Raw genomic sequence first — 26082 nt, forward strand, 5'->3', positions numbered from 1 at the left:
GTACGGCGTGCCTTGGACGGCGTGCCTTGGACGGCGTGCCTTGGACGGCGTGCCTTGGACGGCGTGCCTTGGACGGCGTGCCTTGGACGGCGTGCCTTGGACGGCGTGCCTCGGACGGCGTGCCTCGGGCGGTGCGCGTCGGATGGGCGCCTCGGGCGGTGCAGCTCGCGAGCCGCACCGCCCGAGGCCCGCCGACCTCTCCCCGCCGACCCCTCGCCGGATCGGCAGCTCAGCGGCTCAGCCGGTCGATCTCCGCCAGCTCCTCGGCCGAGAGCGGGGTTCCGCTCAACGCATCCAGGTTCTGGTCGAGTTGGGCGACGCTGCTGGCCCCGATGATCACCGAGACGACCCGGGGGTCCCGCAGCACCCAGCTGAGGGCGAGCTGCGCCAGGGTCTGCCCGCGCTGCTCCGCGACCTTCGCGAGTGCACGCAGCTGCTCCAGCTTGGCGCCGGTCAGTGCCTCCTCGCGCAGGAAGTGGCCCACCGACATCCGCGACCCGGCGGGCACCGCGCCACTGAGGTAGCGGTCCGTCAACAGGCCCTGGGCGAGCGGGGAATAGGCGATCAGTGCGGTCCGGGTGTCACCGACCGCGTCGAGCAGGCCGCCGTCCTCGGGCTCCCGGTTCAGGATCGAGTACGAGGCCTGGTTCAGCAGGACCGGCGTACCCATCTCCCGCAGGATCGCCACCGCCTCCCGGTGCTGCTCGGCGGGGTAGTTGGAGATCGCCGCGTAGAGGGCCTTGCCGGAGCGGACCGCGGAGTCCAGCGCCCCCATGGTCTCCTCCAGCGGGGTGTCCGGGTCGTGGCGGTGCGAGTAGAACACGTCCACGTACTCCAGGCCCATCCGCTCCAGCGACTGGTCCAGGCTCGCCAGCAGGTACTTGCGCGAGCCGCCGTCCCCGTATGGGCCCGGCCACATGTCCCAGCCGGCCTTCGAGGCGATGAACAGCTCGTCCCGGTACGGGCGGAAGTCCTGCGCGAAGAGCGTGCCGAAGTTCCGTTCCGCACTGCCGTACGGCGGACCGTAGTTGTTGGCCAGGTCGAAGTGGGTGACGCCGCGGTCGAAGGCGCGGCGCAGCACCGCGCGCTGGACCTCCAGCGGCTGGGTGTCACCGAAGTTGTGCCACAGGCCGAGCGAGACGGCGGGCAGCTGCACGCCGCTGCGGCCGGCGCGGCGGTAGGTCATCGAGGAGTAGCGGTCGTCGGCGGGGAGGTACGTCATGCCAGCATCCTGCCAGTTCGCAACCGGTGTGCGGGCCGGTGGCCGTCCGGGGCCGGGGCAGGTCCTCGGGCGAACCGGCAGCGGCGCGCCGCGCCGTCAGTCGGGTTGCGGGTCGGTCGGGTTGCGGGCCGGTCGGGTTGTCGGCCGGTCGGGTCGCCCCTTGCCCGCCGCACCGGGCGGGTCATAAGCTCGCCGGAGGATCGTCCGTGCGCGGCCGGGCCGCGCCGAGCCGAGGGGGAGTCGAAGATGCACCGCAGTGCCGCCACCCCTCGCCGCTGTTGTCGCACTCGCGGCACCTCGCGCTGACCCGGGTCCGGACCGGACCGAACCGAACCCGCCGTCACGTCGATCCCCTTCCGGTGCCGCCCCCGGGCGAGCGCCGACGACCTCCGGCCGCGACGCCGGGGTGCGGCCAGTCCCGCCTCGCTCGCAAGGAGACCGCCATGCGGTTCACCGTCTCGTCCCTGGTCTCGAACGGTCCCGACCCCGTCACCGGCCACCAGCGCTCCGCACGGGAGAAGCTGGAGAACGTCATCGACCAGGCCGTCACCGCCGAACGACTCGGCTTCGACGGCTTCGGCGTGGGGGAGCGGCACGGCGAACCGTTCCTGTCGCCCGCCCCGCCCGTGCTGCTCAGCGCGATCGCCGCACGCACCAGGACGATCCGGCTGTTCACCACCGTCACGGTGCTCTCGGTCCTGGATCCGGTCCGGGTGGCGGAGGACTACGCACTGCTCGACCAACTCTCGGGCGGGCGGGTCGAATTGATCATCGGGAAGGGCAACGACCCGCGCCACTTCGGCCTGTTCGGCCTGGACGAGGACCACCAGTGGGACTACCTGGCGGAGAACTACGGTCTGCTGCACCGGCTCTGGCGTGAGGAGAAGGTCAGCTGGCAGGGGCGGTTCCGCGCGCCGCTCACCGAGGTCACCACCTACCCACGCCCGCTCCAGGACCCGATCCCGGTCTGGCACGGCAGCGCCACCAGCGAACAGTCCACCGATCTGGCCGCCCGGTTCGGCGATCCGCTGTTCTCCGCCAACAGCTTCCACCCGCTGGCCAAGTACCAGGCGCTGGTCGACCACTACCGCGAGCGCTGGGAGCACTACGGCCGCGACCCGAAGGACGCCAGGGTCGGTACGAGCTTCGGCGGGCTGTTCGTCGCCAGGCGCTCGCAGGACGCGGTCGAGGGCTTCCGGCCGTACTGGAACGCGCTGTTCGACTCCGCCGCGGGCAGGCACAACAACTCGCCCTTCGACTCGCTGGAGGACGCCCTGGAGCGCGGTTCGGCGCTGGTCGGCAGCCCGCAGCAGGTGATCGAGAAGATCCACCGCTACCACGAGGCGTTCGGCAACGAGGTGGTCGGCATCGGCGTCGACTCGCTCACCGAGTCCGTCCAGCGCGAGCAACTGGAGCTCTTCGCCACCGAGGTGGCGCCCGTCATCCGCCGCGAACTGCCCTGATCCGAGACCTCGAAGGGCCGCCCGGCACGGGCGGCCCTTCGGGCTCGGCTCCTCGTCCCCGGTCCGTTTACCGTTGCCTCTGGCATTCTGTACCTACTGGTATGTACAGTAGAGCCATGGCCACCAGTGAACGACTGATCGAGACCACCCAGGAGCTCCTCTGGGAGCGCGGGTACGTCGGCACCAGCCCCAAGGCGATCCAGCAGCGCTCCGGCGTCGGGCAGGGCAGCATGTACCACCACTTCAGCGGCAAGACCGACCTCGCCGCCGCCGCGCTGGGCCGCAGCGCCGAGCAGCTCAGGGCCCTCGCCGAGGAGCAGTTCTCGGGCCCGGGCACCGCGTACGAGCGCATCGAGGCGTACCTGCTGCGCGACCGCGAGGTGCTGCGCGGCTGCCGGATCGGACGGATGGCCCAGGATCCCGAGGTGATCGCCGAGCCGCAGCTGCGCCGCCCGGTCGAGGAGACCTTCGACTGGCTGCGCGGACGGCTCGCCGACCTCGTCGCGGAGGGCCAGGCCGCGGGCGAGTTCGCTGCCGGACCGGACCCGGCGGAGGTCGCGGCGACCATCGCCGCCGTGGTCCAGGGCGGCTACGTGCTGGCCCGTGCCGCCGACTCGCCCGAGCCCTTCCTGCGGGCGGTCCACGGCGCCCTGGCGCTGCTCCGCGCCCACTGAGGGAAGCGCGCACCGGGGCCCGCGCCCGCTGGGCCCCGCGCCCGCTGGGTCACCGCGCCCACCGGCCTCGCGGGTCCACCGAGCCTTCGCAGCCAAGCCTTTTCGGCAGTACCCCGTGAGAGCGGCGGCACAGCCGGAGCCGACCCGGCTGCGAGCTGCGCGGTGTCCGGCTCCGGGCCGCGCACCGGCCCGTGCCGGGTCACCCGATCGCCGACCGGTCCGAACCCGGCTCGCTGACGGAACACCACATCCGGAGGAAGCACCCGTGCAAGCGATGCAGTACGAGATCACCCTGCCCGCCGACTACGACATGCGGATCATCCGCGAGCGCGTCGCCATCAAGGGCCACCTGCTGGACCGGTTGCCCGGCCTCGGATTCAAGGCGTACCTGATCCGTGAACGAGGCCGTGGCGAGCACGCGGGCACCCCGGCCGGGCCCGGGGCCGACGGCGGCCCGCCCGTGAACCAGTACGCGCCGTTCTACCTCTGGCGCTCCACCGAGGCGATGGCCGGCTTCCTGCGCGGCCCCGGCTTCGCCGGCCTCAGCGCGGACTTCGGCCGCCCGCCCGTCCGGCACTGGATCGGCACCGGCCTGCGGCTCGGGCCGGAGCGCGAGCTGACGCCCCGTACGGCCACCCGCCGCACCCTACGGCTCGCCGAAGGAGCCGACCCGGACGAGGCGGCCGCCCGCGCGCTCGCCGAACTCCCCGACCGGCCCGGCCTGCACTCCGTAGCCGTCGCCCTCGACCCGTACCGCTGGGAGCTGCTCCGCTTCGCCCTGTGGCGCCAGGACAACGCCCCGGCGGACGGGGGCCACACCGCCTGCACCGCCTATCAGGTGCTGCACCTGTCCCGTCCCGAGCTCGACGCCCTCCCGACCACCGAGAAGGACTGATCCCGTGCACACCTTCGCCCCCGCCGAGCTCGACCGCGAGCGCGGCTACCGGATGCTCGACGACCTGGTGGACGGGCCCACCCAGCGGGCCACCCTGCCGGGGCTGGAGGCACTCGCCCCCGGCTTCCCCGACTGGATCGTCACCAGCCTCTTCGGAGGAACCTACCAGCGCGAGGGCCTGGCCCTGCGGGACCGCCAGCTGCTCAACCTCGCGGCACTCGCCGCCCTCGGCGGGGTCGATCCCCAGCTGCACGGCCATGTCCGCAGCAGCCTGCGGGTCGGCCTGACAGCCGAGCAGATCGTCGAGGTGTTCGTGCATCTCGCCCCGTACATCGGTGTTCCGAAGGCCCTGGCCGGCCTCCGGGTGGCAGCCGCCGCACTCGCGGAGGTCGGCGGCGAGGTCGATGACGAGGTCGATGGCGGGATCGGCGGCGAGGCGGAGGTCGGCGACGAGGTCGCGGGCGGGACCGGGACGGCGGTGGCGGCCCGATGAGCGGCGTCGGCAGCGGTCGCAGCGGTGACAGCCCGGCCGTCCGTACCGTCCTCGGCGACCTCGACCCCGACGGGCTCGGCGTCTGCGACGCGCACGACCACCTCTTCATGCGCAGCCGGCTGCTCCCCGGCCAGGAGCTGGACGACGTGGCGGCCGCCGAGAGCGAGCTGCGCGCCTTCGCCTCACTCGGCGGACAGGCCGTGGTCCAGTGGACGCCGCACGGAATGGGCCGCCGACGGCCCGACCTGGTCGCGCTCTCCCGCACCACCGGGGTCCACCTGGTCGCCGCGACCGGTCTGCACCAGGCCGCCCACTACGCTCCGGAGCAGCTCCGCGACCTGGACCTGGCCCAGCTCTTCGTCACCGAACTCACCGAGCCCGCCGAGTCCGCCGAGTCCGCCGAACTCGCTGAGCCCGCCGAGTCCGCCGAGTCCGCCGAGCCCGCCGGTCCTGCCCAGCCCGTCGGGCGGGCCGGACTGATCAAGGTGGCCGGCGGCTTCCACGGCCTGGACCGGCACGCCCGCTGGACCATGACGGCAGCGGCCGAGGCCCACCACGCCACCGGTGCACCGATCGCGGTCCACCACGAACTGGGCACCGGCGCCCTCGACGTCCTGGACCTGCTCTGCGACCGTCTCGGTGTCCCGCCGCACCGCGTGATCCTCGGCCACCTGAACCGCTTCCCGGACCTGCGCCTCCACCGCCAGGCCGCCGAATCCGGAGCGTACGTCGCCCTGGACGGGCCGTCACGGGCCAACCACGCCACCGACCACCACCTGTTCGACACCATCGCCGCGCTCCTCGAAGCGGGACACGCCGAGCGGCTGCTGCTCGGTGGCGACACCACCACCTCGGCCGCTCGCGGCACGCCGGGCATGCCGTACCTGCTGGCCACGCTGCGCCCGCGCCTGGTACGCGAGTTCGGAGCGGACCTGCCCGACCTGGTCTTCCGCGCCAACCCCGCCCGCGCGCTGGCCTTCGCCTGAGCCGCCCACCGCGACGTGCGCACGTCCCCGACCGGACGCACGGACGGGCACTCCCGGCCCGACTCGGGCCCCGGCCCCTCGCGGAGCGCCGGGCGGAAGCCGTCGGCCGATCCGGAGCCCACCGCCGGCCGGGGGAGTCCGACCGGATCCCCCTGGCGGGCGCGGCGGTGCATCCTGGTACCAGGGCCCTGTGGGACGGCCCGAACCGGAGAGGTGTGGAACGGGCCGGGCGCAAGGCGTGGAGCGTTCCGGGAGCCGAGTATGAACAGCAGATCCCCCGCAGGCATCGTCGCCGGGGTGGACGGTTCGCCGCAGGCGACGGCCGCCGCCGAGTGGGCCGCCCAGGAGGCCGAGCGGCGGGGCTGCGCCCTGCACCTGGTGCACGCGGTCAACACCGGCACCGTCACGCTCTCCCCACGGGCGAGCGAGGCTGTCACCGACCTCATCCTCAAGAACGCCAAGGACGTCCTGGAGGAGGCGACCGGCAAACTGGCCGCCGCCCATCCGGGACTGCGGCTGACCGGTGACGTCGTTCCCCGGGACGCGGCGCTGGCCGTACTCACCGCCGCCGAACACGCCGAACTCGCCGTCGTCGGCAGCCGGGGCCACGGGGGTTTCGCCTCCCTGCTGCTCGGATCGGTCAGCCTGCGGATCAGCGCCCACTGCAGCTGTCCGACCGTCGTGGTGCGGCAGACGTCCTCCGCGGGTGACCACATCCTGGTGGCGATCAGGGACGAACGGGACGGCGAGGCCCTGCGGTTCGGGCTCCGCGAGGCCGACACCTTCGGACTGCCGGTGCGTGCCGTGCACGTCTGGTCGCCGGTGGTCGCCGACGTCGCGCACGCGGCTCCGATGATCGACGAACTGGGGGAGGAGGCCCACCAGCACGAGCAGTTGCTGCGCCACACCTGCGACCCCGTCCAGGAGGACTACCCCGACATCCCGGTCCGTACCGAAAGCCTGACGGGCGCCACCGCCGGCACCCTGGTCGAAGCCTCCCGGGACGCCGCTCTGCTGGTGATCGCCCGCCACCAGCCGGCCCCCCACTTCGGCCTGCGCCTCGGCACCGCCGTCCATGCCGTGCTCCACCACGCGCACTGCCCGGTGGCCGTGGTCCCCGTGTGACCGCACAGTAGCCGGCCGGGCCCGTACGGCCGTGGCGGTCGGCCGCGCGGGGCCCGCGCACGTCCCACCGGGTCCCGCGCACGTCCCCTGCGGCCGGGGAGCGGTATCGCCCGCGGTCGGTCGGGTCGGTGAGGTCATTCCGTCCAGAGCCTGAGGCCCGCAGTCAGTTCGCCGATGCACCGCGCCGCGAGCCCTGCGGCCTGCTCCGGCGGCGCCTCGGACGCCGCCCAGGACTCCATGGCCACCCGCATGCCCGTATTGGCCGCCGCCACCAGCCGGAGCTCCAGCGGGTCCGCGTCCGCCCCGACCAGGTCGGCCAGCACCTGCGCGAGTTCCAGCTCGGAGTCGTGGTGCACCCGGTGCCAGACGGCGAGCAGGTCGGGGTCGTGCCGGGCCGTGCGCAGGATTCCGCGCACCAGGTCCAGCGCGACGGCCGGACGCCCGGGTGCGGCGGTGAGCGCGGAGCGCTCCAGCGCCTGCGGCACGGGCAGCTCGCGCGGGCCGTCGGCGAGTTCGTCCAGCCAGTGCCGGACGCCGTCGGCGAGGAGCGGCGCGACGGCGTCCTCCTTGGTGCGGAAGTACCGGTAGAAGGTCCGCAGTGAGACGCCCGAGGCCGGGCGATCTCCTCGGCGGTGATCCCCTCGCCGGCCCCGGCGCCCGTCGCGCCCCCGGTGCCCGTGGTGCCTGCCGGGTCCGTGGCCGCCGCCCCCTCGCCCCACGCGGTCCGTCTGGGCCGACCGGGTGGGGCGCCCGGTGCCACCGGGGTGCCCCGCCCGGTGCGCCGACGGGCCGCCCGATGATGCACCGGAGGAATGATCACGATCGGAACCGGAGGGCCGCCGATGCGGGCTCACGCGCTGGGTGCCCCGCGCCTGGCGATCGCCGGGGTTGCCGCGGGCCTTCGCCGGGCCGCCGACCGCCGCCGGGTGCAACCGCGGGCTCCGCTCCCGGCACGGGTGCGGAAGGCGTAGGTTCGGACGTGGGGCCCGCTCCGGGCGCAGCGCCACGGAGTTGCAGGGCCGCCGAGTTGCGGGGCCACAGGGTTGCGGGCACAGGGTTATCCGGAGCGCACGGGAGCAGCGGGCGATGGGGCTGACGAGCCACAAGGTGCTGGCGCTGGCGATTCTCGCCGCGGTACTGGTGACGACCGCGACGGTGTGGCTGTGGCCGAGGCTGGCCAGGACGAGTTGGCGGTCGGTGCTCGGACGGATCGGAGCACTGCTGGCCACCCAGCTGACGGTGCTCTGTGCACTCGCCCTGGCCGCTAACAACTACTTTTCCTTCTACAGTAGTTGGGGTGATCTGCTGGGCACGGGGAACCGGGGGGCGGTGACCGTGCGGAGCGGTCCTGGCGCCGACGGCGACGGCCGGAAGGCGGCGGGTGCCGTGGTGGTCCAGGTGCTCGGCACGGAGGCCGTCCAGGGCGGCGGGGTGGTCGGCCGCGACCCCGGGCGGGTCGGGCGGATCGACTCCGTGCGCATCCCGGGCCCGGCCAGCGGGCTGAGCACGGACGGCTACGTCTACCTGCCCCCGCAGTACTTCCGGCCCGACCGGCAGAACAGCAGGTTCCCGGCCGCGATCGTGCTGACCGGTTTCCCCGGTGACGCCAGGAACCTGATCACCAGGCTCAACTACCCCGGCGCGGCGCTGAACCTGATGGCGGCCGGCAGAATGCAGCCGACCGTGCTGGTCCTGATGCGCCCCTCGCCGGCGATGCCCGCCGACACCGAGTGCGAGGACGTCCCGGGGGGCCCGCAGTCCGAGACGTACTTCGCCAAGGACGTGCCCAGGGTGGTGGAGGACAGCTACCGGGTGGCCGCCGACCCGCACGCCTGGGCGGTGATGGGCGACTCGACCGGCGGTTACTGCGCGCTCAAGCTGACGATGCGCGACCCGGGGGCGTTCCTGACCGGGGCCTCGCTCTCCGGCTACTACAGGGCGGCCGAGGACGCCACCACCGGAGACCTGTTCAAGGGCAGTGAGCGGCGCCGCGACGAGGCGGACCTGCTCTGGCGGTTGAGGAACCTGCCGCAGCCGGCCGTCTCGGTGCTGGTGGCCGGAACGGCCGAGGGGGACGGTGCCTACCAGCAGCAGACCGACGCCTTCGTGGCGGCGGTCCGGCCGCCGATGACGGTCACGACCGCCACCCTGCCCAGCGGCGGCCACAACTTCAGGACCTGGGAGCGACTGCTGCCCCCGGCACTGGAGTTCCTCTCGCAGCACCTCAGGGTGCCGCCGGGGTAGGGCGGTCCGACGCGTGCGGTGCGGGACCCCGCAGGGCGGTCGGGAACGCCGTCGGGGCGCGGGGAACGGTGCGGAGGGGAAGAAACCCGTCTGTACCCGTCCTCCGAAGGACGAGCTGCCCGATCCCACCGGTGGCTCTCCCCGGAGCTCTCCCTGTGGGGCCCTCCAGGGGGCGACCGGTCGCCGGGCCCGGGTGAAGGCGGTCGCCCTCCGCGGCGTGCGGGCCTGGCCCGGGGACTCAGGCGATCTGCTCCAGCGTGCCGGTGTGCAGCTCGCCGACCCGGCCGCCCTCTCCCTCGTAGGTCCAGAACGCGCGGACGGTCAGCTTGGCGAGGTCCATCACATGGCTGACGGTGAGGCCGCTCGACTCCGTCCAGCTGACGAAGTACAGCTGCGGGCCCACCTCGGCGACGTGCAGTGCCACGTCGTCCCACTGGCCGGCGGACTCGCCGAGGCCCTCCCAGCGCAGACGCGTCCCGTCGGCCGAGTAGGCATTGCGGAAGGCGGCACCGTTGTCGACCTGGAACAGGTAGGTGTGTCCGGCGAAGCCTGGCAGGGGCGCGGTCATCGTGTGGGTGATCCTCTGGCGAGTCGGTCGGTGGGTGCGGTCGGGCGTCGACCGCACCCACCAACCTATCCGACGCGCCGCCGGAATCCCCGTTGGTTTCGAACGGGATCACCGCGCCGGTGCTGTGGCGCCAGGTCAGCACCGGCGCGCTGCCGGGTCGGCGACGCCGGATCAGCGCTGTCGGTCCAACGCTGCCGGCCGTCGTCGCCGGGTCGGTGCTGTCGGATCAGCAGCCGAAGTCGATCAGGCGGAACGTCGTGTAGTGGTCCGAGGTGTAGTAGTCCTCCTGGTACCCCTGCCCGGTGATGATCCGCCGGGTGCCTCTGGTGGGCGCTCCGGGGGTGATCACGGTGTACTCGTGGTAGTAGCCGTAGGACTCCGAGGGAAGCACGTTCTCCCGGTTCTGGAAGACGACGCCGTCCTGCGAGTACGGGAACGGCCCGTCGCTGTCGATCAGGGCGAGGGTGTCGTCGGCCTGGCTCGGCAGCGCGGTCAGACAGACGCTGCCGCTGACGTCGGCGTGAGCGGCGGTAGCGGAGACTGCGGTGGGCGCCAGGGTCAGCAGGGCGACGGTGGCGACGGAGGCGGCGCGGGTCTTCCACGCGCGTAGAGTGTTTGCCATGGCAGCAGTGTGAAGGTGTGTCAGGTTGCTGCGGAAGGGGTCATGACAAGGCTTTGCCTGAAGATCACCAGTGCAAAACCAGCCGGACTCGTGCCGTACCGCCACCCGTTGCCGCCGCTTTGTGGCGGGCCGTCACATGGGCCCCGGCCGGGCCCGCCCCTACCGTGACCTGACCCGACGTCACGGACAGGAGCCGACCATGCCGGTCCGTCTTCCCGCCTCGCCGTGCCGCGCACTGTGCGCCGCACTGCTCACGCTCGCCGCGCTCACGCTCGGCCTCGGCCCGGCCGCCGCCACCGCACTCCCCTCCTACCTGCGGCCGGAGGCGGACTTCGCCGCCCCGGGCAACGGCTGGGCCCGGGTCGAGCGCTTCCTGGACACCAGCGCGGGCTTCCACGCCGAGGAGTACCCGGACGACGGCCGGGGTGACCAGGACGGTGCCCGGGTCGGCTACTTCGGCGGCGAGCGCCGCCCGTACTCGGGCCGGTTCCTGCTCTACTCGGCCCCGGGCTGGGACACCGGACGCGCGTCCACGCCCGTCCTGCTGGTGCACGGGGCGAACGACAACGCCGACCGCGCCTGGGCCGATCCGGGCGAGTCCGGCGGCTGCGGCGCGGCGAGCTGTCCGCACACCGGTCTCGCCCAGTACCTCGCGGCCGCCGGACACCGGGTGTTCGCGATCGGCTTCGCCCACAAGCAGGGCGACAACCTGATGCAGGCCCAGACGATCGGCGACGCCGTCGCGGTGATCCGGGCCAGGCTCGGTGTCCCGCAGGTGGACCTGGTCGCCTGGAGCAAGGGCGAGGTCGCCGCCCGCGCGTACGTCTCCTCGGTGCGCTCCTCCCGGGGCCGCCCGTACGCGGGGGACGTCCGTCGACTGGTCACCCTCGGCGGGCCGAACGGCGGCCTGGACTACGTGTACGCGCACGGCTGGAGCTTCGACCTCGCCACCTGGCCCGCCTGCGGCGGCACCGCCAACGCGCCCTCCCCGCACCTCTTCATGACCTGCTACGGCAGCTACACCGCCCAGCCCTGCCTGGGGGTGCTGCCCGCCGGAGGTCACGACTGCTTCCCCGGCCAGCGCCAGCTGCTCGCCCGCTGGGACGCCGACTACGGAGTGGACACCGGCGCGCAGGACTGGTGGACCACCTACTACGGCGGCCGGGGCTACTACACCTCGGGCCAGGGCATCCAGGCCGCCATCGAGGCCGGTTCGCTGGTCGGACCCCTGCAGCGGGCGGGTGTCCCGTCCGCCGTTCGGACCTATCTGCTGGCCGGAGGTTCGGCGGACATCCCGGGCGTCCTCGACGAGAACCGGGGGCCGAGCGACGGTATCGTCTTCACCGCCAGCGCCCTGGACACCACCGGCATCGCCACGGTCGGCGGGACCAGGCTGCTGACCGGACTGAACCATCTCGAACTGGCCTGGTCCCCGGACGCCTGCGCGCAGATCGACAGCTGGCTGTCGTAGCGCCGGCACGGAGGCCACTTCGCCCGGCCCGGACCTGACGAGCCGCCCGGCTCGGCCCCGGTTTTCCCGCCGACCGGCCCCACCGGGCCGGGGTCCGGCGGACCGTCTCGCAGGGGAAGCCCGTCATGCGAATAGCCGCGACAACCGCGACACCCTCCCGGCTGCTGACCGCTGCCGGTGCCGTCACCCTGCTGGCCGTCCCGTTCACCGGGCAGGTGGTCGCCGTCGGCGGCACCGCTTCGGCCGGGCCCGCCCGGGTGGCCGCGAGCCCGGCCGGCTCCCAGCAGGCAGGGCGGGCCGGTGCCGCCGCAGGGTCGGGGCCGCCGGTCCCCGGGAAGGTGCTGACCTGGTCGGACGAGTTCGACGGCGGTATCACCTGGGGCGCCAGATGGGTCGGCGACCGGACCACCGCGTACCGCTACGGCGACCACAACCCGGACGGGAACAAGCTCGACTGGCTCGACACCGCCGGCGTCGGCGTCACCGACGGCGTGGCGACCTTCACGGCCAGGCCCTCCACCCGGCGCCTGGAGAACGGCAGCCAGGCGTGGCAGACCGGCTTCCTCACCACCGAGGGCTCCACCGAGGGCTTCCGGGTCATGGTCGGCGACTACGCCGAGGCCCGGGTCAGGATGCCGGCCGGCCGGGGGGCCTGGCCCGCGCTGTGGACCTGGAACGGCGACGAGGGGGCCAACGGGGAGGTCGACTCCTTCGAGTACCACCCCGACAACCCCGACCTGCTGGAGCTGACCAACCACGTCAGACCCGCCGCCGGCTACTACGTCGACGGGAAGGCCGTGGGCGCCGACCGCTGGGTGACGGTCGGAACCCACTACGGCGCCGACTCGGTCGACTGGTACGTCGATGGTGCCAAGGTCTTCTCGGACCACGCCGGCGTCGGGGCCGGCTGGTCCGCGTACCTGGTCCTCAACCTGTCCGTGGCCGACGGGCAGTACCACCCGGCTCCCTCGGGCAGCGTGCCGATCACCTTCTCGGCGGACTACGTACGGGTCTACCGATGACTCCGCTGACTCCGCCCGGTCCCGGCCCGGGAGACCCGGAACCCGATCGGTGCCCGGTTGTCCGCAGGGTCGCGGTCGTCCGGGCCGAACGCGACGATCTGACCCTCGGCCGTGGTCCCGGGCGGCACCGCCGGGTCCACCCGCGCCGGGATCAGCGCGGTCGCCACCTGGCCGTACCGCAGGCCGGGCGGGAAGGTGCACCGCACCAGGTGCCCGACGGCCGAGACCGTGCAGGAGGACGGGAAGTACGGGCCGTGCGCGGTGAACCCGGCGGGCAGCGCGATCACGACGCTGATCGGCGAGGCCGTCCGGTCGGGGCCGCCGTTGGCGACCACGGCGTGCACCGTGGTGTCGCCGCCGGGCGGCGCCGGGTCCGGGTCCAGCCGGACCAGCAGCAGATCGGAGTCGGACGGCGCTGCCGCCGTGGCCGCCGTCCCGGCCGCCGTCAGCGCCGCGACCGCCGCCGTGACGATCGTCCAGCGAGCTGTCCTGATCAGGGCCACCACTACCCACCTCGTCCGCGCAGAGTGCCGAGCCGGGCACCCAATGTAGCGGCGTAGCCTGGATCCACGGAGGTGATAGCGATGTCCGGACGGGTGTTGAGCGAGGTCAGCGCGGTGGTGGCGGCCGAGCGGGAGGCCGAGTTGGTGGACTCCTACCGGGAGTTGGTGGCCGGTCCGCTGCCGGACGGGCTGATCAGGACCGAGCTGCTGCGAGGCCCCGGCGGGCGCTGGCGGGTGCAGTCCCTCTGGCGGGACCGGGTCGCACTGGAGGCGGTGCGCTCCAACCCCAGACTGGCTGCCGCACCCCGGCTCTTCGTCCTGATCGGCGCCGAGCCGGAGTTGACGGTCTTTCAGGTGTCGGTCGAGCAGGTCGGCGCGCCGGTGCTGGACTGAGCCGGCGGGGCGACGCCCCGAGGGGTTCCTCGGGGCGCGGGATCCCGTGCGCGGGCGCGGGGTGAACCCGTGCGGTTGGTCGGGCCGTTGACCCCGCCCCCGAACGTCCGCGGTCCACCCGTCGCACCGGAAGACCCCCCACGGGTCCACCCGTCGCACCCCGGGGTGCCCCCGGAGGGGGCGTTCGGGCGAGGTCGCTCAGGGGGCGAGGACCTGACCGAGTCGGGCCGAGATCTGGAGCATCACCGGAACCAGTGAGGTGTCGCCCACCTGTGCCTCCAGCGCCCGGATCCGGGCCTCGGGGCCGGAGACCGAGAGGGCGGTGGGCGTCGGTGCGCCCGGTACCGCCACCGCGATGCAGCGGACCCCGATCTCCTGCTCCTGGTCGTCCACCACGTAGCCGCGCTCGCGCGCGATCGCCAGCTGCTCGAAGAGCTGCGCCGGGTCGGTCACCGTGTAGGGGGTGTGCGACTGCAGCGGCTGGGTGCCCAGGACGGCGCGGGCCTCCTCTTCGGGCAGCTGCGCCAGCAGCGCCTTGCCGACGCCGGTGCAGTGCGGCTGGACCCGCCGCCCGACCTCGGTGAACATCCGCATCGAGCGCCGCGACTGGACCTGCCCGACGTAGACCACCTCGCCGCCCTCCAGGACCGCCAGGTTCGCGGTCTCGCCGGTGGCCTCCATCAGTTCGGCCAGGTAGGGGCGGGCCCAACTGCCCAGCAGGCGCCCGGCGGTCTCGCCGAGCCGGATCAGTCGGGGGCCCAGGGTGTAGCGGCGGGCGGTGTCCTGTCTCACATATCCCTGCTGGACGAGGGTACGGATCAGACGGTGGATGGTCGGCATCGGCAGACCGGAGGTGGCGGAGAGCTCGCTCAGGGTGGCGATGCCGCCCGAGTCGGCCAGCGCCTCCAGCAGTTGGAAGGCGCGTTCGACGGACTGTACGCCGCCGGCCGCGCGGTCGGTCCCTGTGGGTGCTGCGGCGGGGGTGCTGGCCACCGGCGTTCCCTTCGCTGTCGGAGGAGGAGTAGAGTCCCAGCGATCTCTCAACAAAGCGTTGAAATTCTGTATCGCGGAAACTACTCTCCACTTTACAGAACAGAACCCATCGGTAGGTGGGTTCAGATCAAGGAAGTTCCCACCGGAGCTCCCTTCGCTGGCTCAACCGTCCAAGGAGTGTCCTGTCCATGGCTGCAGATCAGGGACCTGCCCCCAGCCTTCGGCCGGGGGTGCCCCCATCCCACCTTCGGCGTCCCAGCCGCCAGCCGGAGGTGCCCCCGGGCGCATCGTCCGCCGCTCCGGTCGTCACTGTCGCCGGTCCGCGCGTCCCCCGTGCAGAGGAGGTGCTCACCCCGGAGGCGGTCGCCTTCGTGGTCGGGCTCCACCGTGCATTCGAAGGTCGCCGCCAGGAACTCCTGACCCGACGAAAGACCCGCCGTGCCGAGATCGCCCGGGCCGGCACCCTGGACTTCCTCCCTGAGACCGCCGCGATCCGCTCGGCCGACTGGAAGGTCGCCGAGGCCCCGCGCGCGCTGCAGGACCGCCGGGTCGAGATCACCGGGCCGACCGACCGCAAGATGGTCATCAACGCGCTCAACTCCGGTGCCAGGGTCTGGCTCGCCGACTTCGAGGACGCCACCGCCCCCACCTGGGAGAACGCGGTCACCGGCCAGGTCAACCTGATCGACGCCTTCGAGGGGCGGATCGACTTCACCGCCCCCGGCGGCAAGGCGTACGCGCTCAGGCCCGCCGCCGAGCTCGCCACCGTGGTGGTCCGCCCGCGCGGCTGGCACCTCAACGAGAACCACCTGCTGGTCGACGGCATTCCGGTGGCCGGCGCCTTCTTCGACTTCGGCCTGTACTTCTTCCACAACGCCCGGCGGCTGCTGGCCAAGGGCGCCGAGGACCCCAACTCGGGCCCGTACTTCTACCTTCCGAAGACCGAGAGCCACCTCGAGGCCAGGCTCTGGAACGACGTCTTCACCCACGCGCAGGCCGCACTCGGCATCCCCTACGGCACCATCAGGGCCACCGTCCTGATCGAGACCATCACGGCCTCGTTCGAGATGGAGGAGATCCTCTACGAGCTGCGCGACCACGCGGCCGGTCTCAACGCGGGCCGCTGGGACTACCTCTTCTCCATCGTCAAGAACTTCCGCGACGCGGGCGAGCACTACATCCTGCCGGACCGCAACAGCGTCACCATGGCCTCGCCGTTCATGGCCGCCTACACCCGGCTGCTGGTGCGGACGTGTCACCGGCGCGGCGCCCACGCCATCGGCGGCATGGCCGCCTTCATTCCCTCCCGCAAGGACCCCGAGGTCAACGCGGCGGCGCTGGAGAAGGTCAAGGCCGACAAGGACCGCGAGGCGGCCAACGGCTTCGACGGCTCCTGGGTCGCCCACCCCGACCTGGTGCCGGTCGCCCGCGCCTCCTTCGACGCCGTGCTCGGTGAGCGTTCCGACCAGAAGGAGAACCCCGGCTCCGCCGAGCCGGTGACGGCGGCCCAGCTGCTCGACATCGCGGGCGCCGGCGGCAGTTGCACCCAGGCGGGGCTGCACAACGCCGTCCAGGTCGGCATCCGCTACATCGAGGCCTGGCTGCGCGGCCTCGGCGCGGTCGGCATCTTCAACATGATGGAGGACGCCGCCACCGCCGAGATCTCCCGCTCGCAGATCTGGCAGTGGATCCACAACGGCGTCATCCTCGCCGACACCGGCGAGAAGGCCACCGCAGAGCTGGTCCGTCGGCTCGTGGCCGAGGAACTCGCCGCCCTGCGCGCGGAGTCGGGTGACGTCGCCTACGCCGGTGGGCGCTGGGCCGAGGCCGCCAAGCTCTTCGAACAGCTGTCGTTGGCCGAGGAGTTCGTCGACTTCCTCACCCTGCCGGCGTACGAGCTGCTCGGCTGAGGCCCAATCTATCCACCCGCCGCCCGCCGCCCCTTCGACGGGTCGGCGAATCCACGGCGTCGATTGCTCCGTTCCGTACGGCGCGCCTCAGCGACCGTACGGAACGGAGGCCCCGCACGGCTGCGGCCGGGAACACCTGGGGAGGTCCGCCCCGGCCGCAGCCGTGGTACCCCGCGCACCCCCGAGGAGACACACCTGATGGCCCGCATCTTCTTCAACGGCCAGGCCATGGTCGGCGGACCCTTCCACCACTCGGTCGCCGACGCGCTGATCGGCCCCGTCACCACCGCCCCCGGCTACCGCTTCTTCTCCATCCGCGACGAGTGCCCCGGGCTGCTGCCCGCCCCCGAGGTGGACACCGCCATCGAGGGCGAGCTCTACGACGTCACCCTGGAGCACCTGCGCGACGTCATCCTGCCCGGCGAGCCGCTCGAACTCGAGCTCGGCATCATCGAGCTGGCCGACGGCTCCCCCTGCCTCTCCATGGTCCTCGCCCGCGGTGAACTGGAGCGCGGCGTCCACAAGGAGATCACCGAGTACGGCGGCTGGCGCTCCTACCTCGCCACGCTGGGCCGTACCGCCTGAGTACGCTGTCGTCGAGGGGCGGATCCGAAGCCCCGGTGGTCACGACGGAGGGGTCGGCATGGAAGAGGTCATCGGTTACGCAGTGGCGGGCATCGCCCGGATCGGGGGCCTCGCGGTCGAGTGCCTCGGCGCGGTGGGGGAGGCCTGGGTCGTCCGGAAGGCGGGCCAGCAGCCCGAGCAGGAGGGGCAGGACTCCTGACGGCCTGACCGCGGGCACGCTCCGCCGGGAGCCCACGAAGCCCGGTCACCCGCCGTGCCGTGCCGTGCCCGTCACGCCGTCACGCCGTAGCTCCGGCCGTACGCCGACACCGCCGCCCTCCCCGGGCGGCGGTGTCGGCGTTCCCGCACTCCGCCGGACGGTTGCGGTCCACGGCTGTGTGGACCCGTGCACCGTTCGGGTGCTCACAGGTCCCGGTCCCGCTCCTGGACGGCTCCGGCCGGGCGGCTCCGGCCCCGCCGGGGCCACTTCGCGTGGTCGTCCGCGTCGTCCGCCGTGCGGACCGGCCGGCCCCGGAGCACCCGCCGCGGTGACGGGCCCCCGCGGTGACGGGCACCCGCACCACGACGGCGGGCACCCGTCGTGACGGGCACCTGACGTCCCGCCGCGACGAGTCCGGTCGGCCGTGGGCCACCCGGAGGCGCATGCGTCACAGCCCCGGACCCTCGCCGTGGGTCCGGGGCTGTGCCCCGCCCGGCCGTGGGCCGGGCGGGGTCCGGGCGGCGCGCCGTCCCTGGCGCGACCCGGAGTCCGAGGGGATCAGGCGCGGGAGGCGAGCTCCTTGGCGGCGCGGGCACAGGCCAGCGCGATCTGGTCCTCGTTCACGGTGGTCAGGTTGCCCTTCTCGACCACGGCGTTGCCGTTGACGAAGAGGGTGGCGAGCGGGGGCAGGGCGCCCAGGGTGAGGGCGGCGACCGGGTCGGCGATCGAGGAGTGCATGATGCCGTCGACCTTCCAGAGCGCCAGGTCGGCGAGCTTGCCGACCTCGATGGAGCCGATCTCGTCCTGCCGACCGAGTACGCGGGCGCCGCCCATGGTGCCCAGGCGCAGCGCCGACCGGGCGGTCAGCGCGTCGGGACGCCCGTGCAGACGGTTGATCAGCAGTGCGTTGCGCAGCTCGGTGCCGAGCTCACCGGACTCGTTGGAGGCGGTGCCGTCCACGCCCAGGCCGACCGGGACCCCCGCCGCGAGCATGTCGGGCACCCGGGCGATGCCGGCCGCCAGACGGGCGTTGGAGGACGGGCAGTGTGCGACGCCGGTGCCCGTCTCGGCGAACTTGGCGATGTCGGAGTCGTTCATGTGGACGCAGTGCGCCATCCAGACGTCCTCGCCCAGCCAGCCGACCGACTCGAAGTAGTCGGTCGGGCCCATGCCGAACAGCTCCTTGCAGAACTGCTCCTCCTCGGCGGTCTCCGAGCCGTGCGTGTGCAGCCGTACGCCCTTGCGGCGGGCGAGCAGCGCGGCCTCGCGCATCAGCTCGGTGGAGACCGAGAACGGCGAGCAGGGCGCGATGGCGATGTGCAGCATCGAGCCGAAGGAGGAGTCGTGGTAGCGGTCCACGGCGGCCTCGGACGCGACCAGGATGTCCTCGGTCCGCTCGACGGCGTGGTCCGGCGGCAGGCCGCCGTCCTTCTTGCTGCGGTCCATCGAGCCGCGCAGCGCGGTGAAGCGCATGCCGAGCTCCTGCACGGCCTCGATGGAGGCGCCGAGGATGTCGCCGCCGCCCTGCGGGAAGACGTAGTGGTGGTCGGAGGCCGTCGTGCAGCCGGACTTGAGCAGTGCGGCCGCGGAGCCCTGCGAGGCGGCGTGCACCAGCCTGTCGTCGATCCGGGCCCAGGTCGGGTAGAGGGCGACCAGCCAGTCGAAGAGGATGTCGTCCTGGGCCAGGCCCCGGGTGATCCACTGGTAGAAGTGGTGGTGGGTGTTGACCAGACCCGGGGTGATCAGGTGGCCCTCGCCGTTGATCCGGCGCACCACGTTGTCCAGCCACTGCGGGGCTGGGCCGCCTCCGACCGACTCGATCCTGTTGCCGAGGATGACCACGTGGCCGCGGGCGTACTCGGTGTCGTCGGCGTCGACGGTCGCGATGGCGACGTTCTCGATCACGATCCGCTGGTCTGCGGGCGGGGGCTGGACTGCCATGGTGTGACTCCTATGGGGGAGGGCGGGGGCGTGCGGGTGAGCGGTGCACGCCCCCCGCCGATCAGGACGGTGTCGCCGTCGGCACCGTCGCGCCGGGTGTCTCGCCGGTTGGGGTGCGGCGGCCGGCACCGACGTGGTGGAAGAGCAGGTTGAGCAGGACGGCCATCACGCAGCCGGCCGAGATCCCGGAGTGCATCAGGGTGCGGACGGCCTCCGGGAAGGGGTTGTAGAAGTCGGGCGAGGCGATCGGGACGATGCCGACCCCGAGGGACACCGACACCAGGATGGTGTTGGCGCCGGTGTCCATGCCGGCCTCCGCCAGGGTGCGGATCCCGCTCGCCGCGACCGTGCCGAAGAGCACGATCCCGGCGCCGCCGAGCACCGGTTGCGGCACCAGCGAGACCATCGAGCCGAGCACCGGGAACAGCCCGAGCAGGATGAGGATCCCGCCGCCGGCCGCGACCACGAAGCGGCTGCGGATCTTCGTCAGTGCCACCAGGCCGATGTTCTGGGCGAAGGCACTGCACGCGAACCCGTTGAAGACCGGGCTGAGCGCGGTGGCCAGGCCGTCGGCCCGCAGTCCCGCCGTCAGGGTCCGCTCGTCGGCCTGGCGGTCCACGATCCGGCCGAGCGCCAGCATGTCGGCGGTGGACTCGGTCATCGAGACCACCATGACGATGCAGAGCGAGACGATCGCCGTGATGTCGAAGACCGGCGCGCCGAAGTGGAACGGTGACGGGAGCGCGAAGACCTTCGCGTCCCTGACCGGGCCGAAGTCGGTGAGACCCATCGGGAAGGCGGCCAGGGTGCCGATCGCCAGCCCGACGAGGAGCGAGAGCCGCTGCCAGAAGCCGCGCAGCAGACGGTTGCACAGGACCACCGCGGCGAGGGTGAAGGCGGCGAGTCCGATGGCCTTGGCGGAGCCGTAGCCGGGTGCGCCGGCCGAGCCGCCGCGAGCCCAGTTGACGGCCACCGGAAGCAGGGACACCCCGATGAGGGTGATCACGGTGCCCTGGACGACCGGGGGGAAGAACCGGACGAGCTTGCTGAAGTACGGTGCCGCGAGGAAGCACAGGAGCCCCGCGACGATCACCGCCCCGAAGACGACCGGAAGGGCGTCCTTCGGGCCGTGCTCCTTGGCGATGGCGAGCATCGGTGCGACACCGGCGAACGAGACGCCGTTCACGAACGGCAGCCTGGCGCCGATGCGCGCCCACTCCGTGTGCTGGAAGAGACCCAGCGTCTGGAGCAGGGTGGCCAGTCCTGCGGTGAACAGGCTGGCCGAGATCAGCAGGGCGAGCTCGGTGGGGGTCAGACCCACACCGGCGCCGACGATGAGCGGGGGCGCGACCACGCCCGCGTACATCGCGGCGACGTGCTGCAGGCCGGTGGTGAGGAGTTTCGCCGGCGGGAGCAGCTCGTCCACCGGGTGGACCTCGCGACCCGGAGCGTCGGGGCGGCTGGTCGCCGATCCGTCCGGCCGCGCGGGTCCGTCAGGGGTGGAACCGCCGTCAGTGGTTCGGGTGGAGCGGAGTGCCATGTCGAGCCCCTCTTGTGCTCGTGGCCTCCGGCGTGCCCGTGGCGCTGGAGACAACCCGAGGGCGGGACGGCGGTGCAAGAGTCCCTCGGGCGGCTTCTCCAGCGCCCCGGGCCGGCCGCCGCGAGGCGAGCACGATCTCCGGTAGGTGGGGGTGGAGAAACAGGTGGTGCAACTGTCTACACTGCTGGGGGAGTTGCCGGCCGCCCGGGACCGTCCGGCGGGGTGGTGCCGGTGGGTGCAGCGGTGCCGGATGGCGTCCATCGTGAGGGAGGTCAGGCGACCGGGATGACCGGGACGACGCCCTCGCGGTGCACGGTGCCCTCGATGAGGCCGTACATGCGGTCGGCGGCGTAGTAGACCTCGTTCTCGTTCTTGAGGCCGAACGGCTCCAGGTCGACGAGGAAGTGGTGCTTGTTCGGCAGCTCCAGGCGGACCTCGTCCACCTCGGCGCGGTTGTTGAGCACCCGGGTGCCCATCGCGTGCAGGGTCTGCTGCAGCGAGTAGGAGTAGGTCTCGGCGAACGCCTCCAGCATGTGGCGCCGCACATGGGTGTAGGAGCGGTTCCAGTTGGGCTGGCTCTCGCCCTCCGCGCCGCGGTAGGAGTACTTCCAACGGGCCGTCACCTGGGTGGCCAGGATGCGGTCGTAGGCCTCCTGCAGGGTGGTGTACCTGTCCTTGATGTAGCCCCAGAACTCCGAGTTGGTGGAGTTCATCACGATCAGGTCCTTGAGGCCGGAGATCACCTGGACGGTCTCGCCGTCGTAGACGATCTCGCTGGTGCGGATCTCCTGGCCGTTGCGGACGAAGGAGTGGCCGACCTCCTCGGAGCCGATGAAGCGCGAGGAGCTGTCCGGGGTCCTGATCCGGTCCCAGGCGTACTCCTCGATCCGGATCCGGGCGCGGCGGACCGGTTCGGTGCTGTCGACGAAGTGGCGGGCCAGCGTGATGCCGAAGGCCTCCGCCGACTCGATGCCGTACTCCTTGGCGAAGGCGTAGACGGTGTTCTTGGTGGTGTCGGTGGGCAGGCAGTTGGCGTTCGAGCCGGTGAGGTGGACGTCCTCGAAGTCACCGGAGAGGGCGACCGAGACGTTCAGGTCCTTGATCTCGTGACGGGTGCTGTCGCGGTAGATCCGGACGATGCGGTTCTCCGCCTTGCCGTACTGGTTCTGACCGAGCACGTGGGCCATGACAGGCTCCTAAGCAGGTTGCGGTCTAGCTTCCGCGGTAGACCGAGTAGCCGAACGGGTTGAGCAGCAGCGGCACGTGGTAGTGGTGCTGCGCGGGCGCGACCGCGAAGACGATCGAGACCTCGGGGAAGAACGGCGCCTGGTCCGAGGCCCCGGCGTAGTAGGCCGCGGTGTCGAACTGGAGCCGGACGACCGAGCCCGCCTCCACGGCCGGCAGGTCCTTGGCCCGGCCGTCGGAGTCCGTGGCGGAGGTGCCGAGCACCTTCCAGCCACCCTCGGTGTGCAGTGCGAGCTCGACCGGGACACCCTCGGCCGGGCGGCCGAGGCTGGTGTCGAGCACGTGCGTGGAGATGCCAGTCATGGGTGAAGTGACCTTACTGATGGCAGGATTGACGAACCGTCGGACGAACCGCTAGGACTCGTCCAGCAGTCGGTTGATGCGAATGTCGTTGATCTTGCGCAGCTCGCCCCGGACGATTTCCGCCTCGGTGGCGGCGTCGTTGGGGAGGCGCGTCCGCAGCGACGCGAGCATGGTGGCGGCGGTGCGGCCGGTGGCGCAGATCAGGAACACGTGGCCGAACTTCGCCTCGTAGGCGGCGTTCGCCCGGTGCAGTTCATCGAGGAGTGCGGAGTCCACACCCTGGATGCCGGCCTGCTCGCGCTCGGAGGTGGCGTCGCCCGCCTTGGGCTTGCCGATCCGGGCGTGGCCGGCCATCGCGTCGTCCAGGTCCCGGGCGGTGAGCGCCGTCATGGCCGCCGCGTTGGCGGCCAGCAGAGCGTCCCGGTCGGCCCAGGGCCGGGCGGCCGCGACGGCCTCGGCCCAGCCGGGGCTGGAGCAGATCTCCAGCAGGGTCTCCGTCAGCTCGGCGGCGGGAGCCTCCGCCAGCGCCTCGAGGGCGCCGGTCGCGTCAGGGGACGCTTGGGGGTGGTTGGTCACGGGTGGACCTCCTGAAGAGTGGTGCCACTCGCAAAAGCTAGATCCACCACCCCCGAGCGTCAACACTTTGTTGAACGGTTGGTGGTTACGTTTTGGGACGGGCCCGTTCACCGGCCCTTTTGGTGTGCGATTCGCCAAGTGCGCCGGCTGTCACGGGTGGGACAGACTGGGCGGACCCGGCGGACGGCAGCCGTGGTCAACTGGTCTTGGCGCTGTCCTGCTGCCGGTTCAGATAGTTGTACACCGTGAACCGGCTGACGCCGAGGGCCGAGGCCACCGTCTCCACCCCGTGGCGGACGGTGAACGCGCCGCGCTCCTCCAGGAGGGCGACCACGCGCTGCTTCTCCCAGCGGTCCAGCTCGGCCAGCGGACGCCCGTCGAACTGGCGGGCCATGTCGGCCAGCAGGCGGTCCAGTGCGCTGCTGAGGTGCGGGAGGCGGACGGCCACGGCCGGTGCGCCCTCCCACTCCAGGACGACGTCGTCGGGACGGGCCTCGGCCATCTCGACCTGGGTCGCGCCGACGGCTTCCAGCAGCGGCTTTATCGCCGCGGCGAGCGGGTGCTCCAGGGCGTTGCTCACTGCGTACCCACTCCTTCCGGGCTCTCGCCCGCGTCCTTGTCCAGGACGCTGACCTGTACGGAGATCCGGGTGGCCCCGGCCTTCAGGGTCTCCCGCAGCAGCTCGGAGACGGCGGCGAGGACCTGCTCCGCCTCGCCCTCCGCGCCGGTGCCGAACGGGCCGACGGCGACGGCCAGGCCGGCCTCGTCCACCGCCCGCCGGGCGGCCGCCGCATGCTCCGGGAATGTGTCCAGCTCGAACGGTTCTGTCGTGAACTCCACCATCAATCGCACCCGCTCACTCTATCGAGCGGCGCCGTCGACGGGAGGGGTCCGGGAGGGCTTCCGGGGCGGGCGGGGCCGGGGTGGCTGTCGCTCCGGCGCCGCAGCGGGGCGGGTCGGCTGATCGGACGGTGCGGAAGTCCGGAGGGCCGGAGGTTTCGGCCGCTTCAACAAAATGTTGTGACGGTCTTGACACTCCGGAGCATCCCCGGACATGCTTCCACCAAGCAGAATCCCTCTTCCGGATCGTGGAAGTTGCGGATACGGAAGAGAGTGAGAGGTGATTGACGTGACTGCCGCTTCCAAGCACAGCTACACGGTCAACCTGTCGATCCTGTTCAGCGAGCTTCCGCTCCTGGAGCGCCCGGCCGCCGCCGCGGCCGCGGGCTTCACCGCCGCCGAGCTCTGGTGGCCCTTCGGCCTCGACCACGCTCCCGCCCGGGCCGAGCTGGACGGGCTCCGCAAGGCCTTCACCGACGCGGGTGTGCAGCTCACCGGCCTCAACTTCCTGGACGACCTCGCCACCGGGGTCTCCAAGGGCACCCTCTCGGTGCCGGCCGACAGCGAGCGGTTCCGGGAGAACGTCCCGGTGGCGGTCTCGCTCGCCGAGTCGCTGGGCACCAAGGCGCTCAACGCCCTCTACGGCAACCGGGTCGAGGGCGTGGATCCGGCGGAGCAGGACGAGCTCGCACTGGAGAACCTCACGCTGGCCGCCCGGGCCGCGCACTCCATCGGTGCGGTCCTGCTGATCGAGGCCCTCAACAAGCCCGAGGCGCCCGACTACGCGCTGCTCTCGGCGGCCGCCGCCGTGGAGGTCGTGGACAAGGTGAACGCGGCCACCGGCCTCGGCAACGCCAAGTTCCTCTGCGACTTCTACCACCTGGCCAGGAACGGCGAGGACCTGGCCGCGGTCATCGACGACTACGCCGACCGTTTCGGCCACGTGCAGATCGCCGACGATCCGGGCCGCAACGAGCCGGGCACCGGCGGGCTGGACTTCGAGGACCTCTTCACCCGGCTGACCGCCGCGGGCTACGGGCAGGCCGGCGGCTCCGCCGCGGCCGGCCGGATCGGACTGGAGTACCGCCCGTCCACCGGTGTCAGCGCCGACAGCTTCGAGTGGCTGCCCCGCGAGCTGCGCCCGTCCCACTGACCGCGCGCCACCGGGCGGGCCGGGCGGCCCCACGGATCGCACGGCCGGGCGCGCCACGCCCTCCCCACCCCCTCCACGTACGAAGGAACGCGAAGCGATGAGCCGCAAGATCGCCTTTATCGGCCTCGGCATCATGGGCAGCCCGATGGCTGCCAACCTGGTCAAGGCCGGCCACCACGTCACCGGCTTCAACCTCACCCAGCCCCCGATCGACGCCCTGGTGGCGGCCGGCGGCCACGGCGCCGGCAGCATCGCCGAAGCGGTGCGGGACGCCGAGGTGGTCATCACCATGGTTCCGGCCGACCCGCAGGTCGAGCAGGTCATCCTGGCCGAGGGCGGTGTGCTGGAGAACGTCGGGGCCGGCGCCCTCGTGATCGACATGTCCTCGATCACCCCGCAGACCTCGATCAAGGTGGAGGCCGCCGCCAAGGAGAAGGGCATCCGCACCCTGGACGCCCCGGTCTCCGGTGGTGAGGCCGGTGCCGTCGAGGCGGTGCTGTCCATCATGGTCGGCGGCGCGGCCTCGGACTTCGCCGAGGCGAAGCCGCTCTTCGACGCGCTCGGCACCACGGTCGTCCACGTCGGCCCGGCCGGTGCCGGCCAGACCGTGAAGGCCGCCAACCAGCTGATCGTGGCCGTCAACATCCAGGTCCTGGCCGAGGCCGTGGTCTTCCTGGAGAACGCGGGCGTCGACCTCGCCGCCGCGCTGGACGTGCTCGGCGGCGGCCTGGCCGGCTCGACGGTGCTGAACCGCAAGAAGGGCAACATGCTGAACCGCGAGTTCGCCCCCGGTTTCCGCATCGACCTGCACCACAAGGACATGGGCATCGTGACCGACGCGGCCCGTGCCGTCGGCGCGGCGCTGCCGGTGGGCGCGGTCGTCGCCCAGCTGGTCGCCTCGGCCCGCGCCAACGGCGACGGCTCGCTGGACCACTCGGCCCTGCTGCGCGGTGTCGAGCGGCTCTCGGGCCGCGAGGTCGGGTGACCGCGAGGCCGAGCAGCGGAGTGCTCCGTGCCGGGGGGGGGGGCGGGCGGGGCGCCCCCCCCCCCGCGCCCCCCCCCGCCCCCGACACCCCCCAGTGGGGTATAAAAAAAAGAAACAACCCACGAAAGGTA

The 26082-nt window shown here is 72.5% G+C and carries 28 protein-coding genes; 15 read left to right on the top strand and 13 right to left on the bottom strand.

From position 1 onward, the window contains the following. Positions 1-229 precede the first annotated feature (229 nt). Complete coding sequence (locus ACFC1R_RS25915) at positions 230-1222, bottom strand: aldo/keto reductase (protein ID WP_375942468.1); 993 nt, start codon at positions 1220-1222, stop codon at positions 230-232. 443 nt (positions 1223-1665) lie between these two features. On the opposite strand from ACFC1R_RS25915, the gene ACFC1R_RS25920 reads away from it, so the two are divergent. The 6 genes from ACFC1R_RS25920 to ACFC1R_RS25945 all read left to right on the top strand — a co-directional run bounded on the left by ACFC1R_RS25920 (position 1666) and on the right by ACFC1R_RS25945 (position 6858). Beyond that, entirely contained in the window at positions 1666-2685 is a 1020-nt protein-coding gene (locus tag ACFC1R_RS25920; protein ID WP_375942470.1) for an LLM class flavin-dependent oxidoreductase, read from the top strand. Positions 2686-2801: 116 nt separating this feature from the next. Beyond that, complete coding sequence (locus ACFC1R_RS25925) at positions 2802-3359, top strand: TetR/AcrR family transcriptional regulator (RefSeq protein ID WP_375942472.1); 558 nt, start codon at positions 2802-2804, stop codon at positions 3357-3359. 265 nt (positions 3360-3624) lie between these two features. Next, positions 3625-4254 carry a DUF4865 family protein gene (locus ACFC1R_RS25930; protein ID WP_375942474.1) on the top strand — a complete coding sequence of 210 codons (630 nt, stop codon included), beginning with the start codon at positions 3625-3627 and terminating at the stop codon, positions 4252-4254. 4 nt (positions 4255-4258) lie between these two features. Continuing rightward, positions 4259-4747, top strand: a complete 489-nt coding sequence (locus tag ACFC1R_RS25935) for a carboxymuconolactone decarboxylase family protein (RefSeq protein WP_375942476.1) — start codon at positions 4259-4261, stop codon at positions 4745-4747. Further along, positions 4744-5733 carry a phosphotriesterase gene (locus ACFC1R_RS25940; protein WP_375942478.1) on the top strand — a complete coding sequence of 330 codons (990 nt, stop codon included), beginning with the start codon at positions 4744-4746 and terminating at the stop codon, positions 5731-5733. Before ACFC1R_RS25935 ends, ACFC1R_RS25940 begins: the two co-directional genes overlap by 4 nt. A 261-nt stretch (positions 5734-5994) precedes the next feature. Beyond that, complete coding sequence (locus ACFC1R_RS25945; protein ID WP_375942480.1) at positions 5995-6858, top strand: universal stress protein; 864 nt, start codon at positions 5995-5997, stop codon at positions 6856-6858. A 134-nt stretch (positions 6859-6992) separates the two neighbouring features. On the opposite strand, the gene ACFC1R_RS25950 is transcribed toward ACFC1R_RS25945, so the two are convergent. Beyond that, positions 6993-7577, bottom strand: coding sequence for a TetR family transcriptional regulator (locus ACFC1R_RS25950; protein ID WP_375942482.1), 585 nt, complete (start codon positions 7575-7577; stop codon positions 6993-6995). A gap of 367 nt (positions 7578-7944) precedes the next feature. Here ACFC1R_RS25950 and ACFC1R_RS25955 point away from each other — a divergent pair, with 367 nt between their 5' ends. Further along, positions 7945-9102 carry an alpha/beta hydrolase gene (locus tag ACFC1R_RS25955; protein ID WP_375942484.1) on the top strand — a complete coding sequence of 386 codons (1158 nt, stop codon included), beginning with the start codon at positions 7945-7947 and terminating at the stop codon, positions 9100-9102. 238 nt (positions 9103-9340) lie between these two features. On the opposite strand, the gene ACFC1R_RS25960 is transcribed toward ACFC1R_RS25955, so the two are convergent. Further along, positions 9341-9670, bottom strand: a complete 330-nt coding sequence (locus ACFC1R_RS25960; RefSeq protein WP_375942486.1) for a hypothetical protein — start codon at positions 9668-9670, stop codon at positions 9341-9343. Between the two features lie 226 nt (positions 9671-9896). Beyond that, entirely contained in the window at positions 9897-10292 is a 396-nt protein-coding gene (locus ACFC1R_RS25965) for a ribonuclease domain-containing protein (RefSeq protein ID WP_375942488.1), read from the bottom strand. A 199-nt stretch (positions 10293-10491) separates the two neighbouring features. On the opposite strand from ACFC1R_RS25965, the gene ACFC1R_RS25970 reads away from it, so the two are divergent. Together ACFC1R_RS25970 and ACFC1R_RS25975 are read left to right on the top strand one after the other, a co-directional pair. Then, positions 10492-11763 (top strand): esterase/lipase family protein, encoded by a 1272-nt coding sequence (locus tag ACFC1R_RS25970; RefSeq protein WP_375942490.1) that lies wholly within the window; start codon positions 10492-10494, stop codon positions 11761-11763. A 125-nt stretch (positions 11764-11888) separates the two neighbouring features. Next, entirely contained in the window at positions 11889-12785 is an 897-nt protein-coding gene (locus tag ACFC1R_RS25975; RefSeq protein WP_375942492.1) for a beta-glucanase, read from the top strand. Here ACFC1R_RS25975 and ACFC1R_RS25980 read toward each other — a convergent pair. Continuing rightward, a complete protein-coding gene (locus tag ACFC1R_RS25980) occupies positions 12776-13288 on the bottom strand; it encodes a hypothetical protein (RefSeq protein WP_375942494.1) in 513 nt (170 codons plus the stop codon). The two genes, ACFC1R_RS25975 and ACFC1R_RS25980, sit on opposite strands and share 10 nt — an antisense overlap. A gap of 81 nt (positions 13289-13369) precedes the next feature. Between ACFC1R_RS25980 and ACFC1R_RS25985 the strand changes: the two genes are divergently transcribed. Continuing rightward, complete coding sequence (locus ACFC1R_RS25985; RefSeq protein ID WP_375942496.1) at positions 13370-13681, top strand: antibiotic biosynthesis monooxygenase; 312 nt, start codon at positions 13370-13372, stop codon at positions 13679-13681. Positions 13682-13879: 198 nt separating this feature from the next. Here ACFC1R_RS25985 and ACFC1R_RS25990 read toward each other — a convergent pair whose 3' ends face one another. Next, on the bottom strand, positions 13880-14674 hold the full coding sequence (locus ACFC1R_RS25990; RefSeq protein ID WP_375942498.1) for an IclR family transcriptional regulator: 795 nt from the start codon (positions 14672-14674) through the stop codon (positions 13880-13882). Between the two features lie 272 nt (positions 14675-14946). On the opposite strand from ACFC1R_RS25990, the gene aceB reads away from it, so the two are divergent. From aceB to ACFC1R_RS26005, 3 genes are all read left to right on the top strand, one after another. After that, positions 14947-16584 carry a malate synthase A gene (aceB, locus tag ACFC1R_RS25995; RefSeq protein WP_375942500.1) on the top strand — a complete coding sequence of 546 codons (1638 nt, stop codon included), beginning with the start codon at positions 14947-14949 and terminating at the stop codon, positions 16582-16584. A gap of 198 nt (positions 16585-16782) precedes the next feature. Continuing rightward, a complete protein-coding gene (locus ACFC1R_RS26000) occupies positions 16783-17169 on the top strand; it encodes a gamma-glutamylcyclotransferase (RefSeq protein ID WP_375942502.1) in 387 nt (128 codons plus the stop codon). 58 nt (positions 17170-17227) lie between these two features. Continuing rightward, complete coding sequence (locus tag ACFC1R_RS26005) at positions 17228-17368, top strand: hypothetical protein (protein ID WP_375942503.1); 141 nt, start codon at positions 17228-17230, stop codon at positions 17366-17368. 558 nt (positions 17369-17926) lie between these two features. Here the strand turns inward: ACFC1R_RS26005 and ACFC1R_RS26010 are convergent. The 7 genes from ACFC1R_RS26010 to ACFC1R_RS26040 form a co-directional block, all read right to left on the bottom strand. Beyond that, complete coding sequence (locus ACFC1R_RS26010; protein WP_375942505.1) at positions 17927-19309, bottom strand: 8-oxoguanine deaminase; 1383 nt, start codon at positions 19307-19309, stop codon at positions 17927-17929. Positions 19310-19370: 61 nt separating this feature from the next. Then, the gene (locus tag ACFC1R_RS26015) at positions 19371-20849 is read right to left on the bottom strand and encodes a nucleobase:cation symporter-2 family protein (RefSeq protein WP_375942507.1); all 1479 of its coding nucleotides are present in this window, start codon (positions 20847-20849) and stop codon (positions 19371-19373) included. Between the two features lie 272 nt (positions 20850-21121). After that, positions 21122-22036 (bottom strand): factor-independent urate hydroxylase, encoded by a 915-nt coding sequence (pucL, locus tag ACFC1R_RS26020; protein WP_375942509.1) that lies wholly within the window; start codon positions 22034-22036, stop codon positions 21122-21124. A gap of 25 nt (positions 22037-22061) precedes the next feature. Beyond that, positions 22062-22397 (bottom strand): hydroxyisourate hydrolase, encoded by a 336-nt coding sequence (gene uraH / locus ACFC1R_RS26025; protein WP_375942511.1) that lies wholly within the window; start codon positions 22395-22397, stop codon positions 22062-22064. 51 nt (positions 22398-22448) lie between these two features. Then, entirely contained in the window at positions 22449-22973 is a 525-nt protein-coding gene (uraD, locus tag ACFC1R_RS26030; protein WP_375942513.1) for a 2-oxo-4-hydroxy-4-carboxy-5-ureidoimidazoline decarboxylase, read from the bottom strand. Between the two features lie 196 nt (positions 22974-23169). After that, positions 23170-23553 (bottom strand): helix-turn-helix domain-containing protein, encoded by a 384-nt coding sequence (locus ACFC1R_RS26035; protein WP_375942515.1) that lies wholly within the window; start codon positions 23551-23553, stop codon positions 23170-23172. Beyond that, on the bottom strand, positions 23550-23816 hold the full coding sequence (locus tag ACFC1R_RS26040) for a thiamine-binding protein (RefSeq protein ID WP_375942565.1): 267 nt from the start codon (positions 23814-23816) through the stop codon (positions 23550-23552). The genes ACFC1R_RS26035 and ACFC1R_RS26040 overlap by 4 nt, the downstream gene beginning before the upstream one ends. A 277-nt stretch (positions 23817-24093) precedes the next feature. On the opposite strand from ACFC1R_RS26040, the gene ACFC1R_RS26045 reads away from it, so the two are divergent. Further along, positions 24094-24966 carry a TIM barrel protein gene (locus tag ACFC1R_RS26045; protein ID WP_375942517.1) on the top strand — a complete coding sequence of 291 codons (873 nt, stop codon included), beginning with the start codon at positions 24094-24096 and terminating at the stop codon, positions 24964-24966. Next, a complete protein-coding gene (locus ACFC1R_RS26050) occupies positions 24911-25951 on the top strand; it encodes a 2-hydroxy-3-oxopropionate reductase (RefSeq protein ID WP_375942519.1) in 1041 nt (346 codons plus the stop codon). Before ACFC1R_RS26045 ends, ACFC1R_RS26050 begins: the two co-directional genes overlap by 56 nt. The last annotated feature ends 131 nt before the right edge of the window (positions 25952-26082 follow it).

This window comes from Kitasatospora sp. NPDC056138, assembly GCF_042264695.1.
Taxonomy (GTDB): domain Bacteria; phylum Actinomycetota; class Actinomycetes; order Streptomycetales; family Streptomycetaceae; genus Kitasatospora.

Coding starts and splice junctions, on each gene's coding strand:
- pucL (WP_375942509.1), bottom strand. CDS start 22,036: ATGGCCCACGTGCTCGGTCAGAACCAGTACGGCAAGGCGGAGAACCGC.
- ACFC1R_RS26000 (WP_375942502.1), top strand. CDS start 16,783: ATGGCCCGCATCTTCTTCAACGGCCAGGCCATGGTCGGCGGACCCTTC.
- ACFC1R_RS25975 (WP_375942492.1), top strand. CDS start 11,889: ATGCGAATAGCCGCGACAACCGCGACACCCTCCCGGCTGCTGACCGCT.
- ACFC1R_RS26040 (WP_375942565.1), bottom strand. CDS start 23,816: ATGGTGGAGTTCACGACAGAACCGTTCGAGCTGGACACATTCCCGGAG.
- ACFC1R_RS25985 (WP_375942496.1), top strand. CDS start 13,370: ATGTCCGGACGGGTGTTGAGCGAGGTCAGCGCGGTGGTGGCGGCCGAG.
- ACFC1R_RS25920 (WP_375942470.1), top strand. CDS start 1,666: ATGCGGTTCACCGTCTCGTCCCTGGTCTCGAACGGTCCCGACCCCGTC.
- ACFC1R_RS25970 (WP_375942490.1), top strand. CDS start 10,492: ATGCCGGTCCGTCTTCCCGCCTCGCCGTGCCGCGCACTGTGCGCCGCA.
- ACFC1R_RS25960 (WP_375942486.1), bottom strand. CDS start 9,670: ATGACCGCGCCCCTGCCAGGCTTCGCCGGACACACCTACCTGTTCCAG.
- ACFC1R_RS25945 (WP_375942480.1), top strand. CDS start 5,995: ATGAACAGCAGATCCCCCGCAGGCATCGTCGCCGGGGTGGACGGTTCG.
- uraH (WP_375942511.1), bottom strand. CDS start 22,397: ATGACTGGCATCTCCACGCACGTGCTCGACACCAGCCTCGGCCGCCCG.
- ACFC1R_RS25965 (WP_375942488.1), bottom strand. CDS start 10,292: ATGGCAAACACTCTACGCGCGTGGAAGACCCGCGCCGCCTCCGTCGCC.
- ACFC1R_RS25955 (WP_375942484.1), top strand. CDS start 7,945: ATGGGGCTGACGAGCCACAAGGTGCTGGCGCTGGCGATTCTCGCCGCG.
- ACFC1R_RS26005 (WP_375942503.1), top strand. CDS start 17,228: ATGGAAGAGGTCATCGGTTACGCAGTGGCGGGCATCGCCCGGATCGGG.
- ACFC1R_RS26015 (WP_375942507.1), bottom strand. CDS start 20,849: ATGGCACTCCGCTCCACCCGAACCACTGACGGCGGTTCCACCCCTGAC.
- ACFC1R_RS25925 (WP_375942472.1), top strand. CDS start 2,802: ATGGCCACCAGTGAACGACTGATCGAGACCACCCAGGAGCTCCTCTGG.
- ACFC1R_RS26010 (WP_375942505.1), bottom strand. CDS start 19,309: ATGGCAGTCCAGCCCCCGCCCGCAGACCAGCGGATCGTGATCGAGAAC.
- ACFC1R_RS25940 (WP_375942478.1), top strand. CDS start 4,744: ATGAGCGGCGTCGGCAGCGGTCGCAGCGGTGACAGCCCGGCCGTCCGT.
- ACFC1R_RS25915 (WP_375942468.1), bottom strand. CDS start 1,222: ATGACGTACCTCCCCGCCGACGACCGCTACTCCTCGATGACCTACCGC.